Genomic DNA, 12,626 nt, shown 5'->3' with positions numbered 1-12,626 from the left:
ATCTCCCAATCGCTAGGATCACCTTCATGTTCTGGACATTTACCAGTGTGGCTTCCGGTGTCATCGGCGGTGTACCGACCTGGGTCATCGGCGTGGCCGTCGGCCTTTTCCTGGCGCTGATCCTGGCGGCGCTGATGACGGCAGGCCGCAGCCGGCCGCACAGCTGACGTGAGCGAAACCGGACTTGCCCGCGACCGCGGCAATGGTCGCCGCTACCGCCTGGGAGTGATGGGCGGCACCTTCGACCCGATCCACCATGGCCACTTGGTCGCGGGTTCCGAGGTCGCTGCCCGGTTCGGGCTGGACGAGGTCGTCTTCGTGCCCACCGGTGTGCCGTGGCAGAAGAAGGATCGTGACGTCAGTCTGGCCGAGGATCGCTATTTGATGACGGTCATCGCGACTGCCTCGAACCCCCGATTCTCGACCAGCCGCGTCGACGTGGAGCGCCCGGGTGACACCTACACCGTCGACACCCTCAAGGACCTGCGTGCCGAGCGGGGCAGTGACGTCGACCTGTTCTTCATCACCGGCGCTGATGCGCTCAGTCAGATCCTGACGTGGCGGGGCGCCGACGAACTGTTCGACTTGGCCCATTTCGTCGGGGTGTCCCGGCCCGGTGTGGACCTGTCGGAGGACACCTTGGCGCACCTGCCCGAGGACAAGGTGACGTTGCTGGAGATCCCAGCGATGGCGATCTCGTCGACGGCGTGCCGCGAGCGGGTCCACGAAGGCATGCCGATCTGGTACTTGGTGCCCGATGGGATCGTGCAGTACATCGCCAAGCGCGGGCTGTACCGTGGCGAAGGTGGGCCGGCCGTCTCGATGCTGGCCGGCTCGGACAACTGACACCGAAGGCAGGACATGGCAGCGACGGACACTGCGATTGCGCTCACCAAGACGGCCGCGGTGGCGGCCGAGGACAAGAAGGGGCGCCAGATCGTCGCCTTCGACGTCTCCGAGCAGTTGGCGATCACCGACATCTTCTTGGTCATCACGGCCTCCAACGAACCCCAGGTCGGGGCGATCGTGGACGAGATCGAGGAGAAGTTGCGCGAGCTCGACCTGAAGCCGGTCCGCCGCGAAGGTGACCGGGAGAAGCGCTGGGTGTTGCTCGACTATCTGGAGGTCGTCATCCACGTCCAGCACAGCGAGGAGCGCGAGCTGTACTCCCTGGAGCGGCTGTGGCGCGACTGCCCCGAGATCGACCTCAGCGACGTCCTGGACGAGTCGTCGCAGTCACCGTCCCAGCCCTCCTCGACCGAGGAGACCCCGGTCGAGGAGGAGCAGGAGTGACACCGCGCATCATTCTGTGGCGCCACGGTCAGACCGCGTGGAATGCGCAGGGCCGCCATCAGGGGCAGGCGGACATTCCGCTGGACGAGGCTGGCGAACATCAGGTCCGGCTGGCGGCGCGAGTGTTGGCAGATGAGTGGCAGCCGACCGCGATCATCTCCTCGCCGCTGCAGCGGGCGTACGCCACTGCCGGAGCGTTGGCCGAACTGACCGGGCTGGCGGTGGCGACCGATCCGCGGCTGATGGAGATCAACGTGGGCTCCTGGGAGGGACTCACGCTGGACGAGATCTTTGCCGCCGAGCCGCCCTTCAAGCAGGCATGGGCCGATGAGACCGACTATCGCCGTTCGCCGGAGGGGGAGACCTCGGCCGAGTGCGGTGCTCGGGTCGGCGAGGCGATTCGTGAGATCGAAGCCGCGGCCGGGCCCGACGACACCGTCGTGATCGCCTCCCACGGCTTGGCGATCCGGATGGGGATTGGCCACCTGTTCGGTTGGGACTTCCACGAATCGCTGCGGCTGGGCAGCCTGGCCAATGCCAGCTTCTCGGTGCTGCAACGGCACCAGCGCCGCGACGGCTTCCGAGTGCTCGCCTACAACCTCACCGCGCCGGGCATCCTCGGCGCTGCCTCCGGCCTGGCCGGCAGCGCGGGCAGCGTCGGCGCTCCCTGAGGCAGCCCCCGCGCTGGGCTCGCTACAGTCCACCCGTGACTGTTTTTGATGTGACCCTGGAGGAATTGCGCGACCGGACCAGCATGAAGTGGCGGGCCTACCCGCCCGATGTGTTGCCGTTGTTCGTGGCGGAGTCCGATGCCCGGCCGGCGCCCGCCGTGGTCGAAGCGGTCAATCGCGCCATGGCCTTGGGGGACACCGGTTATCCGATCGGGCAGCGCTACGAGGCCGCGATGGCCTCCTTCGCGCACGACCGCTGGGGCTGGGACTTCGATCCGGCCACCCAGGCGGTGCCGGTGCCCGACGTGATGCAGGGCATCGTCGCGGTGCTCGACCACTTGGGTCAGCCCGGCGCTCCGGTGGTCATCAACCCGCCGGTCTACCCCCAGTTCTACAAGTACCTCGAGTGGGCCGGCCGACCGATCATCGAGGTGCCCCTGACGGCCGAGGGGCGGCTCGATTTCGATGGACTGGGCCGGGCGTTCTCCGGCGAGGGCGGGGCCAAGCCGGATGCGTTCCTGCTGTGCAACCCGCACAACCCGCATGGCACCCTGGCGACCCGCGAGGAGCTCACCGCGTTGGTGGCGCTGGCGCAGCAGCACGGCGTACGCCTCGTGTCCGACGAGATCCACGGTCCGTTGGTCCTGCCCGGACACCAGCTGATCCCGCTGCTGTCGATCGAGGGCATCACCAATGCCGTCACGGTGACCTCGGCGTCAAAGTCGTGGAACCTGGCCGGTCTCAAGGGTGCGCTGGCGATCGGCAGCCCCGACGTCGCCGAACGGCTGTTCACGCTGCCGGACGAGGTCACCCATTCGATCAGCCACATCGGCGTCATCGCACACGAGGCCGCGCTCGATCACGGCCGCGAGTGGCTTGACGAGATGCTGGCTGAGGTGGTGGCGAACCAGAAGCTGCTCGTTTCGTTGCTGGCTGAGCAGGTGCCTGCCGTGGCGTACGCCCCGGGGCCCTCCACCTACCTGGCGTGGGTGGACTGCTCGGCGCTGGGACTGCCTGATCCGGGTGCGCACTTCCTCACTCACGGCAAGGTCGCTTTCAACAACGGCGGTCCCTTCGGGCCGGGCGGGGAACAGTTCGTCCGCATCAACCTGGCGACCAGCCCGGAGATCATCACCGAGGCGGTCCGGCGAATGGCGAGCACGCTGGGGTCGTGAGAAATCGAGGCGCCTAGGCTGGCGGCATGAATGGACATCGCGTTGCCCGTCGATCCCTCCTCCTCGGCCTGGCTGGAGGTGGTGCACTCGCGCTGGCAGCCTGCTCGAGCGAGCCGCAGCAGGAATCGACACTGGCGCCCAGTGGCTCTGCGCCGGCCTCCAGCGGCGCCGGCCCCACGACCCCGCCTCCCTCGAGCCCCAGCCCCACGCCGACTCCCACGTCAGCGATTCCGGCCCAGCCGGTTGAGATCGGCGAGGTGGTCGAGCAGGTCACCGGGCTGACCAGTCCGTGGGGTGTGGCCCTGTTGGCCGACGGTCGGTTGTTGGTCAGCGAACGCGACACCGCCCTGATCAAGGTGGTCGACGGCGACCAGGTCAGCGAGCTCGCCGAAGTGCCCGGCGTACGCCATGGGGGAGAGGGTGGACTGCTCGGTCTGGCGCTGCGGCCCGGCGGTCAGGAACTGTTCGTGCATCACACCGCCTCGAGCGACAACCGGGTGGTCGCGGCCAGCTGGGACGGACAGACGCTGGGGGAGTTCCGGGACGTCCTGACTGGAATGCCGCGGGCCACCATCCACAACGGCGGCCAGTTGCTGTTCGGATCGGCCGATGAACTCTACGTGTCGGCCGGCGACGGCAACGAACGCCCCACCGCGCAGCAGGAGGACTCGCTCGGCGGCAAGATCCTGCGGATCACCCCCGACGGACAGCCGGTCGAGGGCAATCCCTTCGGCAACGAGGTCTTCTCGATGGGACATCGCAACGTTCAGGGCTTGGCCCTGGACCACGAAGGCCGCCTGTGGGCCAGCGAATTCGGCGACAAGTACCAAGACGAACTCAACCTGATCGAGGCCGGCAACAACTACGGCTGGCCCGACGCCGAAGGTGATGAGGGCAACGACGGATTCACCGCCCCGCAGGTGTCTTGGCCCACGTCGCAGGCGTCGCCGTCGGGGCTGGCGTACGCCGCAGGCTCTCTGTGGATGTCGGGTCTGCGGGGCGAGCGGCTGTGGCAGATTCCCATGACTCCAGACGGCGGACTGGGAGAGCCGAAAGCCTGGTTCGAAGGGGAGTACGGCCGGCTCCGCGCGGTCGTCGCCATCGACGAGACCACCCTGTTGGTGGGCACCTCCAACACTGACGGGCGCGGCGACGTTCGCGACGGTGACGACCGGCTGCTGCGCCTCACGCTGGGCTGAGTCCTCGAGTTGTTGTACGCCGCCAACCTGCGCTAGTCTGTCGGGGTTGCCGACGCAGGTTGGCAGTGCGGGGCTATGGCGCAGTTGGTAGCGCGCTTCCATGGCATGGAAGAGGTCAGGGGTTCGAATCCCCTTAGCTCCACTAGATCGGACGTAGTAGAACACCTGACATCGTTGGGTGCGAGGGCGGCGAACGGCTCGTTGAGCTGGATCGCCGCTTTTTCGTCTTCGGTGATGAGGATGCGTTGGTAGAAGGCTTGGTTGGCGAGCCGTTTGCCGTGGTCGTCGGTGCGCTCATACATCTGGGCGCAGTCGGCGAGCAGTCGTAGGGCGGTGGCGAGGTGCTGGCGGGGGCCTTCGTGGTCGTGCCGTTCGGCTTCCAGACGGCGGGTGACGTCGGCCAGGGCGATCTGGATCCGGTCTTGATGCCGTTTCAGGGTGTCGAGGTCGATGGCGTCGGCGAAGTGGGCTTCGAGGAGCTTGTCTGCTTCGGCTTCGAGACGGTGCTTGGTGGTGGTGAGGTCGTCGAGGGCTTGGGACCGCTCCGCGAGCCGCTCATCGAAGGCCGCTTCGACCCGCTGCGCGAGCAGCCGGTAGGTCTGCTCGGTGATGGCGATGTGTTGGTAGCAGTCGGTGACGAGTTGTTCGGCGATGCCGACGGGTACGGCCTTCCGGGTGCAGGCGGTCTTGCGGGTGGCTCGGCCGGTGCAGATGTAGTAGGCGTAGCGGATGCCTTGTTTGTTGCGGGCGTAGTCGAGTTGCAACCGGGCGTTGCAGGTGCCGCAGTACAGGGTGCCTTTGAGGTAGTGGTCGTGTTTGCGGCGGCGTTCCCCAGCGGTGGCGCGGGTGTCCAGGAGGGTCTGGACCTGCTGCCACGTCTCTACATTGACGATGGGTTCATGGGCCCCGGGATGGAGGGCTCCTTGGTAGCGGACCTGCCCGATGTAGTACGGGTTGCGCAAGAGTTTGAAGAACGTCGAGCGCCCCACTGGCCCCGACGGACGCTTCGGGGTCGGGACGGTGGTCAATCCGCGGGCGGTGGCTTCGGCCAGCAGGTTGGGGACGGTGTGCTCGCCTTCGGCGTAGGTGTCGAAGACCCAGCGGATGAGGGGTGCTCGGTCGGGGTCGACTTCGACGGTGCGGTACTCCCGGCCCTGCTCATCCTTGCGCCGGATGTTGCGGTAGCCGATGGGTGCGCGGGATGGGGTGCCGCCGTTGGCGACTTTCTGGGTCATGCCTTTGGTGACTTCGGCGGCGAGGTTGCGGGAGTAGAACTCCGCAATCGAGGACATGATCCCGTGCAGCAGCATCCCAGACGGGGTCTCGTCGATGTTCTCGGTGGCGGAGACCAACTGGACGCCGGCGTCGATGAGGTGGCGGTGGATGTCGACGTCATCGAGCCGGTTCCGGGCCAGCCGGTCGACCTTGTGCACGATGCAATACGTGACCTGATGGGTTGCGATGTAGTCCAGCATCCGTTGCAGCTCGGGTCGCTTTGCCGACCGGGCCGATTCCCCGGCGTCGACGAACTCGGCGACGACGTGGGCGTTGAGGGTGTCGGCTTTGCGGCGGTTCGCCTCCCGTTGTGCCGGGATGGAGAATCCTTCGTCGCGGCCGCCGGTGGTGGCTTGTTCCTTGGTGGAGACCCGCTGATAGGTCACCGCCGTCACCCGCCCCTCACCCGGGACGGTCAGGGGCTTCGTGTCGGCGGTGGTCATGGTCGGTGGTCCTCATCGTCGAGCTTGTATCGGGTTCGGGCTGCGGGGTGTGGGCGTGGAGACAATCGGCCAGGTGCAGCACCAGCGCCACCAGCCGGTCCATGTCCGGCTCGCCCCGGGGCACGGGCTCTGCGATTAGGCGCCGCCCGTTTGATGTGGTGCGTGCATACCTCATGCCCCACAGGTGGACACCCCACCCCAGAACCCGCGGGGACGGTCGGGGTGGTGACGGTTCCGGAAAATGTCCGGGACCGTCCCTTCCTCCGGAATCGGGCACGAGGGTGCCGGGTGGGGTGGTTCACGGCGGGAGAAAATTTCCCAAGCCGTCCATCCGCACCGAATGACGCACGATCCGGGTTGCGCCACGGTGCCTCGCGACACGGCGAGCCCAATGGAGGCTTACCAGCCAGGTGCGCACCGCGCCCCGGATGGAGCACTCTGTCGGTGGCCTTCACGCCTACCTCATGGCGAGAGTGGGAGTCCAGCAGTTCAGCCATGGACGCTCTGATCCCCGTCAAGCACGCGCGGATCACCGTCACTAGCTGGGATGGGGAGGGGCTGTCCGCACCAGAAGCACTCCACTACAGCCGCCTCACGGACCTTGGCTCGGTACTCGGTCGGGCTCAGCCCGGTGAGTTTGCGGAACTGCTGGGCAGCACGAGCCTGATTCCTCCATCCGACGGTCTTAGCGATGTCGCGTACTGCTTGATGAGTCTCGCGGAGCAGTTGCGCCATTTTGCGAACTCTCTGGTGGGTTAGCCACCCGATGGGGGTTAACCCGTAGGAGGTGAGGAATAGTTGACGCAGCCGTGAAGGGGAGAGATGGGTGATGTCGGCAAGGTCGGTGAGGGTCCACGGACGGGCTAGCTCGTCGTGCATTGCATGTATGGCGGTAGCGATCTCGGGCCGGACGTGATCGGGCGGTACAGCTGTCTGCTGTACCACGCGACCGGTCCCGCCAGAACCGCCTGCGGGTGCTGTGGGTGCACGACGTGCTGGCATTCGCGGTCGAAGGTCAGGGACGCGTGGGCGGTGGTGCAAGCAGGTCGCTGACTGCCTGCAGATAGCGCAGGACCGTGCGCAGTTCGTCGTCGGTGAATTGCCTGCTGACTCGGTCGACCTGGTCATCGCTGGTCCCGTACCGTGCCGCGAGGGGTTCGATGGCTTCGGGGATGAGCTGGAGCAGTGTCTTGCGACGGTCCTTGGCATCGGGCACCCGGCGGAGGTAGCCGGCAGCTTCGAGCCGGTCGACCAGCTTGGTGACCGTGCTGGTAGGGATGCCGGTGGCGTCGCTGATCTGCCGGGGTGTGCGCACTTCGGGTTGTAGGACCATCAGGTGAAGGGTCTGAAGGTCGGTTACCCGTAGCCCGTGCTGACGGGCTACCTGGTCGTTGCCCAAGATCGTCTGCACCACCTGGTGCTGCAATGCGGAGCGTACCTGCGCTACCAGTTCCTCACTCATGAACCGCCGTCCTCTTGCCTCGATGGTCCCGAAATGAAATGATCCCGAACAGGGACTATATCGCGAGTGTAGGGGAAGTGTCATGAGGATCCTGGTGCCAGGCGCCACCGGCATGGTCGGCAGTTGCGTCGTCGAGCAGGCGCTGGGGCGCGGGCATGAGGTCACCGCGCTCGCCCGCCACCCGAACAGGCTCACCATCGACCATCCGCGCCTCACGAAAGTCCGTGCCGATCTCCTCGACGCTGACGCGGTCGAGCCGCTGCTGGCGGGAGTCGACGCGGTCGTCAGTACGGTCGGTATCGGCACATCCAGGAAGCCCACAACCCTGTACTCGGCTGGCACGCGGAACCTGCTTGCGGGCATGAAACAGCACGGAGTCGATCGCATCGTCGTGATCACTTCCGAGGTTGCCGCACACTGGGCCCACCAGGGCTTGTTCAAGCTCTGGGTGGTCCTACCACTGCTGCAGAAGGCCCTCGGCGCCACCTATGACGACATGCGCCGCATGGACATAACCCTGTGGGAATCCGACGCGCAATGGACCGCGATCCGAGCGCCCCGCATCCGATCAGCATCCGCGAAAGGCCGCTACCGTCTCGACGCCGACAAGCCCCTCCCTTGCGGCTGGACGATCACCGCCCCAGACATGGCGACCGCACTGCTCGACATTGCAGAGCGCGACGACCTTGGCCGCATGCACATCTACGTCGCCAACTGACCAGCCCTTAGCCGGCGAAGGAAGGAGTTCCTACTGATGGACGCCGTTCGTGACATCGTCCTCCTGCTGCACCTGGTGGGATTCGCGCTCCTGCTCGGCGCGTGGGCCGTTGAAGCCAGCCATCGGCGCCCCCGGATCACCTCCATGCTGCAGTGAGGCATGTCCCTGGCCCTGATCACCGGGCTCGCGCTTGCCGCACCGTGGGGTCTCGATCATGAGCTCAACTACCCGAAGCTCGGCATCAAGCTTGTTGTGCTGCTCGCCATCGCCGCCCTCCTCGGGATCGGCGGGGCCCGGCAACGTTGCGACCGGCCGGTCCCCAGCGTCCTGTTCTGGGCGATCGGCGTCTTGACATTCCTGAACGCGACGATCGCAGTACTGATCTAGCGATGCCCCGCACAACGAAGGCCCCCTTGCCCTACGGCCTCCCTGACGTGAGCGTGCCGTGAGTGACGACCTGACGCGGCGCCTGACCGCCGCCATCACGCTCAGTCAAGGCTGCGATCCCCGACCTCCTAGCCCCAGCGGGCAGGCATCGCCCGGGTTTCCTGCGCGCTGGCTGCGGGCCGGCGCCACTGACCAAGTACTATGGATCGCATATAATATGATTCCCATAGAAGGAGGAGTGCAGTGATGAACTTTGACACCCCACTTGACGGCTGGTTCACCCACCTCGCCTGGAACATCGACCTGAGTCTTCGAGGCCCGTTCGTGAAGGCGAGCAAGAAGCGCCACGAATATCAGCACCGGCTCGTCAGCCTGGCCAACGAACTCCGCACCGAAGGGGCAATCACCGCGCATGCCCTGGCCGTCACGGTTGTCGTACCGATCAAGGGCGGACCGCAGTACGACCTCGCCCTGCTCGTGCACGCCAACGAGCAGATGCGCGACGCCCTCATCGAGCGCACAACAACCCTGGGCTTCCCGAAGCCGGAGCTGGCGATGACGGCCCGCAACGGCGGCCGATTCGGCGACACCGAAGGGCAAGACGGGGAGATCCTGCTGAACCACTTCACCGGCGACACGTCCTCCCGCACAGCGGTGGCGGCATGGAAGTCGCTCTCCGAGTGGTACGCCCGTGCACTAAAGGTCGACAACTCGACGCTACTTGAGTTCACTCCGGACGCCCCATTCCTCATCATGAACTACGCCGTGCTCCCCGGGAAAACGGTGCCCTTCCTCGCCGGACAGCTCATGCGGCCCAGCTTCTACAGCGTGGTTCGCAAGCAGCTACACGACGTCGGAATCACACCGTTCCCGCTCATCGCCCGGAGGCTGTCATCGTGACCGACCCCGCACACCCAAACGAACCCCTACTGCTCGCGCTTCGGCGACTCCGCACCAACCTCGCCACTCGCGATCGCATGGTCGCCGAGTCGGTGCATCTCAAAGAAGGTGACCTGACGGTGCTTGAAGTGCTCCACCGCGAAGGGCCACAGACCCCAACCGCCCTCGCCCGACGCACCAGCACCCACGTCGCCACCATGACCGGCATACTCACCCGGCTGGAGAAACAAGGGTGGATCGAGCGCCGACCCGACGCCAACGACCGCCGGTCGATCCGTATTCACCCCACCAGCGTCGAACGCTTCGACACGCTTTACGCCGACAGCATCGCCCAACTACGCGCAGTGTTCGAGCGCTGGTCACCGGAGCAGGCGCAAGCCTTCCTCGACTCGGTCACCGATGTCGCCCAAGCCCTCGAAGCTTGAGCGGGACTGCTGGACCTTCGGCTCGGCGTAGTAGATCATTGCCTTGCGACGGAGCCGCCGGGCAAAACCATGGAAGGCTGCTTGAAGGAACGGCAACGAAGATGAGCTACGCGAAGATCGTGCGCCGCAAAGTGCGTGACACGTTTGCCATGATCAACTCCGGCAACTACCAAGCTATGGTTGATGGACTTGGAACACCGTTCGAGTACGTGTTCCACGGCGAACATGCCCTCGGCGGGTGACGAATGTCCAAGGAAGCCATGATCCGTTGGTGGGAGCGCACGTTCCGCCTCCTTCCCGGTGCGACGTTCGACGTCCGCGAGGTGCTAGTCAACGGCGGTCCCTGGAATACCCGCATCGCTGTGCGCTCACAGGTCAGTGGGCCCTTGCCAGACGGGAACCGCTACGAGAACACCGTCTATCAGTTCATGACGCTCAAATGGGGCAAGGTGACCTCGGTCGAGACTGTGGAGAATCTTCAGGTGCTTGAGCGTGCACTTCGCGTGGTAGCCGACTCCGGAAACGAAGAAGCGCTCGCGTCGCCGATCAATGGTTGACAACTTCTGAAACTCTACATTGAGCCGGCGGGCGATTCGGATGCCGCTGCGTTGCGCCGTTGGAAATCGACGGACAGTTCGGTTCGTACCTGGAGATGCTGAAGCGGAAGGCGCTCAACGGCGTTCGCCGAGGTCGCCAGACCGCCACGACCTCGTTTCGAGCTTGCGCTCCACACCGCGAAGCGGCGACCCAGCATCGACGTAGCCAACGCCCCACCGGTAGCTCGGACACCGTCACTCCGAGCTACCACGCGTCTTGCAGATCGAGGGTGAGCGGACGCTGGCGTGCTTGTCAGGATGGGGTATCTGCTAAGTGGATGCGCGATTCAGCCTTCGTGGACTTGGCGGACCGGCTGAATCGTTGAGCGCCGACCAGGTTGAGGTCCGGCCGCGTGAGGCCGACCCCAGTGACCGACCTAGCGTTGAACACAGGACAGGCCCGGCAGTGCGGGAGTCCTTGTGTCGACTTGAAGAAGAACACTGATGGTACTATTGGCATGGTTCTTGATGTGCATTGAGCAATAGGAGAGTCAATGGGGGACCCTGAGATCGACGCGATGTCGGCAGTTGCCAACGCGCTCGCAGATCTGGAGGAGGAGTCGCGCGACCGTGTTCTGCGGTGGGCTGCCGACCGCTACGGAGTGACCATCTCTACTGGCGGCCGTCAAGCGGTCGGGGGTGGCGTCAACGGAGAATCCCCGCGCGCGGGGGTAGAAGAGATCGCGGAAGAGGTGCCCGACTACCAGCACTTCGCGGAGTTGTTTGCTGCGGCGTCGCCCAAATCTAATGAGGACAAGGCTCTCGTCGCCGCCTACTGGATTCAGGTCCATGAGGCTCATGAATCGTGGGCCTCGCGCCTGCTCAACGCTGAGCTCAAGAATCTAGGCCACTCCATTCCCAATATTACTGATGCGCTGAGCAGCAACATGAGAAAGAAACCGCAGCGCGTGATTCAGTTGAAGAAGTCTGGCAATAGTCGACAGGCAAACAAGACCTACAAAGTGACTCACGAAGGTCTTGCGTATGTTCAGGGCATGTTGCACAGCGAGAGTGACGTGTGAAATGGGGCTCGCCCCACGGGATGCGCTGACCGTCTTGCCTGACACTCTACGCGACGACTTGCTCACCGCCTTCAATGAGATCATCAAGAACTATCGAGAGCATCGGTGGGAGCCGTCAGAGCTCAACGGTGGCAAGCTCTGCGAAGTCGTATACACCATTTGCAAGGGTTGGCTGGAGGGCGGAGTTTATCCCGCGCGCGCAGAGAAACCGAGTCGTTTTGCACAAAAGTGTTGGGAGTTGGAGAGCAGCTATCAGCAAGTTCCCAATAGCCGCTCTGCACGCATTCTTATCCCGCGGATGATGATCGGGCTCTACGACGTTCGAAACAACCGAGGCGTGGGGCACGCCGGTGCCGAGGTTGACCCGAACCAAATGGGCGCAACCGTAGTGCTCTACACGGCCAAGTGGCTCGTTGCTGAGTTGGTGCGGCTGCTTCACGCTCTGACGACGGATGAAGCCACCGCCGTCGTGGAGGGCCTGATCCAGCGTGAGGTGGCGTGGGTGTGGACGCACGACAATATAAGGCGGGTTCTGCGGACGGGCCTCACTTGGAAGCAGCAAACCCTTTTGTTGCTGTTGACTGAAATGGGTGACGTCGGAGAAAGCGAACTATTCCGCTGGCTTGAGCATCCCGGGCTTCCGTCTTTCCGCAAAGATGTCCTGAAACAACTACACCAGAGCCGTCTCATCGAATATGACACGGTGGCGCGGACAGTACGACTTCTGCCCCCCGGTGTCTCCGCCGCGGAGGCGCTACTTCCCGCAGCTTAACCCGGCAACCCTAGTCTTCGGCTTGGGTTCTCTCTCTCGTGATCGACGCGCCAGGTGGCGCCGCCTCCCGCTACTTCGCGCTATTGAGGGAATATGTTCCTATCTCTGTGCGAGGGCAACCTCTAGAGCGCCGGCCTTTCGTATGCGGTGTTGGAACGCCGCCAACGAAGAGCGCAGGTGTTTCGGCTGAAAGGACTACTTCGAAACGGGCAAGTCTCTTGTGCGTTCCCAGACCGTCAACCGGTGCACCTCGAAACGCCTCGCGATTGACGTCACGGTCTCGCCAGC

16 protein-coding genes, 1 tRNA gene and 1 pseudogene are annotated in these 12,626 nt (G+C 64.7%); 15 read left to right on the top strand and 3 right to left on the bottom strand.

The genetic code is table 11. The features are described 5' to 3' along the window. Positions 1-26 precede the first annotated feature (26 nt). The 7 genes from CGZ91_RS14155 (at position 27) to CGZ91_RS00510 (ending at position 4,480) form a co-directional block, all read left to right on the top strand. Positions 27-167, top strand: coding sequence for a hypothetical protein (locus CGZ91_RS14155; RefSeq protein WP_179229085.1), 141 nt, complete (start codon positions 27-29; stop codon positions 165-167). A 61-nt stretch (positions 168-228) separates the two neighbouring features. Then, positions 229-846, top strand: coding sequence for a nicotinate-nucleotide adenylyltransferase (gene nadD / locus CGZ91_RS00535; RefSeq protein ID WP_407670827.1), 618 nt, complete (start codon positions 229-231; stop codon positions 844-846). A gap of 15 nt (positions 847-861) precedes the next feature. Continuing rightward, positions 862-1,293 carry a ribosome silencing factor gene (gene rsfS, locus CGZ91_RS00530; protein ID WP_094451336.1) on the top strand — a complete coding sequence of 144 codons (432 nt, stop codon included), beginning with the start codon at positions 862-864 and terminating at the stop codon, positions 1,291-1,293. Next, a complete protein-coding gene (locus CGZ91_RS00525) occupies positions 1,290-1,964 on the top strand; it encodes a histidine phosphatase family protein (RefSeq protein WP_094451337.1) in 675 nt (224 codons plus the stop codon). The genes rsfS and CGZ91_RS00525 overlap by 4 nt, the downstream gene beginning before the upstream one ends. Positions 1,965-1,999: 35 nt before the next feature. Continuing rightward, complete coding sequence (locus tag CGZ91_RS00520) at positions 2,000-3,139, top strand: MalY/PatB family protein (RefSeq protein WP_229116336.1); 1,140 nt, start codon at positions 2,000-2,002, stop codon at positions 3,137-3,139. 26 nt (positions 3,140-3,165) lie between these two features. Continuing rightward, complete coding sequence (locus CGZ91_RS00515) at positions 3,166-4,338, top strand: PQQ-dependent sugar dehydrogenase (RefSeq protein WP_094452066.1); 1,173 nt, start codon at positions 3,166-3,168, stop codon at positions 4,336-4,338. A gap of 69 nt (positions 4,339-4,407) precedes the next feature. Further along, positions 4,408-4,480: transfer RNA gene (locus CGZ91_RS00510), tRNA-Ala, on the top strand. Between the two features lie 499 nt (positions 4,481-4,979). Here the strand turns inward: CGZ91_RS00510 and CGZ91_RS14870 are convergent. The 3 genes and pseudogenes from CGZ91_RS14870 to CGZ91_RS00495 all read right to left on the bottom strand — a co-directional run. Next, positions 4,980-6,056, bottom strand: a pseudogene (locus CGZ91_RS14870) (recombinase family protein); the annotation flags it as partial. Between the two features lie 489 nt (positions 6,057-6,545). Then, positions 6,546-6,935: a helix-turn-helix transcriptional regulator gene (locus CGZ91_RS14865; RefSeq protein WP_407670826.1), complete on the bottom strand. Its 390-nt coding sequence runs from the start codon at positions 6,933-6,935 to the stop codon at positions 6,546-6,548. A 136-nt stretch (positions 6,936-7,071) separates the two neighbouring features. Then, complete coding sequence (locus CGZ91_RS00495; protein ID WP_094452065.1) at positions 7,072-7,518, bottom strand: MarR family winged helix-turn-helix transcriptional regulator; 447 nt, start codon at positions 7,516-7,518, stop codon at positions 7,072-7,074. Between the two features lie 82 nt (positions 7,519-7,600). Here CGZ91_RS00495 and CGZ91_RS00490 point away from each other — a divergent pair, with 82 nt between their 5' ends. The 8 genes from CGZ91_RS00490 (at position 7,601) to CGZ91_RS00460 (ending at position 12,338) form a co-directional block, all read left to right on the top strand. After that, positions 7,601-8,236, top strand: a complete 636-nt coding sequence (locus tag CGZ91_RS00490; RefSeq protein ID WP_094452064.1) for an NAD(P)-dependent oxidoreductase — start codon at positions 7,601-7,603, stop codon at positions 8,234-8,236. Positions 8,237-8,395: 159 nt separating this feature from the next. Beyond that, positions 8,396-8,623, top strand: coding sequence for a hypothetical protein (locus CGZ91_RS14440; RefSeq protein ID WP_229116335.1), 228 nt, complete (start codon positions 8,396-8,398; stop codon positions 8,621-8,623). Positions 8,624-8,869: 246 nt separating this feature from the next. Next, positions 8,870-9,523, top strand: a complete 654-nt coding sequence (locus CGZ91_RS00480; protein ID WP_144008439.1) for a hypothetical protein — start codon at positions 8,870-8,872, stop codon at positions 9,521-9,523. Next, positions 9,520-9,948, top strand: coding sequence for a MarR family winged helix-turn-helix transcriptional regulator (locus CGZ91_RS00475; RefSeq protein WP_229116333.1), 429 nt, complete (start codon positions 9,520-9,522; stop codon positions 9,946-9,948). Before CGZ91_RS00480 ends, CGZ91_RS00475 begins: the two co-directional genes overlap by 4 nt. A 101-nt stretch (positions 9,949-10,049) precedes the next feature. Continuing rightward, positions 10,050-10,190: a hypothetical protein gene (locus CGZ91_RS14435; protein WP_229116331.1), complete on the top strand. Its 141-nt coding sequence runs from the start codon at positions 10,050-10,052 to the stop codon at positions 10,188-10,190. A 3-nt stretch (positions 10,191-10,193) separates the two neighbouring features. Continuing rightward, a complete protein-coding gene (locus tag CGZ91_RS00470) occupies positions 10,194-10,505 on the top strand; it encodes a nuclear transport factor 2 family protein (RefSeq protein ID WP_229116330.1) in 312 nt (103 codons plus the stop codon). A 533-nt stretch (positions 10,506-11,038) separates the two neighbouring features. Then, the gene (locus tag CGZ91_RS00465; RefSeq protein WP_094452062.1) at positions 11,039-11,566 is read left to right on the top strand and encodes a hypothetical protein; all 528 of its coding nucleotides are present in this window, start codon (positions 11,039-11,041) and stop codon (positions 11,564-11,566) included. A 1-nt stretch (position 11,567) separates the two neighbouring features. Then, the gene (locus CGZ91_RS00460; RefSeq protein WP_094452061.1) at positions 11,568-12,338 is read left to right on the top strand and encodes a hypothetical protein; all 771 of its coding nucleotides are present in this window, start codon (positions 11,568-11,570) and stop codon (positions 12,336-12,338) included. Positions 12,339-12,626: the final 288 nt, after the last annotated feature.

It is taken from the genome of Parenemella sanctibonifatiensis, assembly GCF_002250565.1.
Classification (GTDB): Bacteria; Actinomycetota; Actinomycetes; order Propionibacteriales; family Propionibacteriaceae; genus Parenemella; species Parenemella sanctibonifatiensis.
Note: the sequence above shows the minus strand (reverse complement) of the source record. Positions and strands in the feature narration are given on the sequence as shown.